The organism is Mesorhizobium sp. P5_C1 (genome assembly GCF_054049815.1).
This window is the reverse complement of sequence record NZ_JBFULQ010001151.1, coordinates 1-908: the sequence shown is the minus strand read 5'-3', so window position 1 is coordinate 908 and position 908 is coordinate 1. Positions and strand designations below refer to the sequence as shown.

The 908-nt window shown below is 59.1% G+C and carries 2 protein-coding genes; both read left to right on the top strand.

The genetic code is table 11. From position 1 onward, the window contains the following. Positions 1-209: phosphatase PAP2 family protein (locus ACXJ7R_RS34525; protein WP_457155704.1), on the top strand; the 209-nt coding region annotated here is incomplete at its 5' end. A 94-nt stretch (positions 210-303) separates the two neighbouring features. Further along, positions 304-908, top strand: a 605-nt coding sequence (locus ACXJ7R_RS34520) for an ATPase, T2SS/T4P/T4SS family (protein WP_457155703.1), incomplete at its 3' end; no start/stop codon positions are given.

Genomic DNA, 908 nt, shown 5'->3' with positions numbered 1-908 from the left:
GCATTCGTTACGTGGCGCCCCCCGTCTATCTGTTGAACGCCATGCTGATACTCGCGGCGCTGCCAGAAGGCGGTCACTACCTTGTCGATATTCTTGCGGGATTCGCGGTCGCCGCCGTCTCGATTCGAACAGTCCACCTGATTGCCAAACTCGAGATCCTGCAACAAACGGGTTACGAAGATGCGCAATCGTCGGAGCAGCAGGCATGATCATGACCTTACTTAACTGTGGAATGAGCCGCCTCGCGAAATCCTTGTGGCCAGCCAATAGTATCCGTTCAGCGGCATTGGGGGTTTACGGAAGATGCTAGGTCGTTTCATCAAGGGACCGAGTGAGACGCGGGCGCTGCAGGAGCCGGCGCCCGTAGTGGTGATGCCCAGCGTTCCGTCTCCGGCGACGGGCGCCACCGAGGGAGCCGACGCCTTCCTGACGCTCAAGGTCGAGCTTCATCGCCACCTGATCGATCGGTTCAATCTGACCGCTCTTGAAAGCGCTTCCAAGGATGAGATCCTGAATGAGATCCGGCCGATCGTTCGCGAGTTCGTTCGAAATCGAAACGTGCCGCTGAATGCCCGCGAACTCGATCAGCTGACCAGCGACACCGCCGACGAGATGCTGGGGCTCGGGCCGATCGAGCCGTTGCTCAAGGACGATTCCATTACCGATATTCTGATCAACACTCACAAGCGCGTCTTTATCGAACGGCGTGGCTTGGTTGAAGAGACGGCAATCCGGTTTCGTGACGAGGCGCATTTGCTGCGCGTCATCAACAAGATCGTCTCCGCCATCGGCCGCCGCGTCGATGAATCGTCGCCGATGGTCGATGCGAGGCTGGAGGATGGCTCGCGCGTCAACATCGCCGTGCGGCCTGTCTCGGTTGACGGCCCGCTGGTGTCGATCCGCAAATT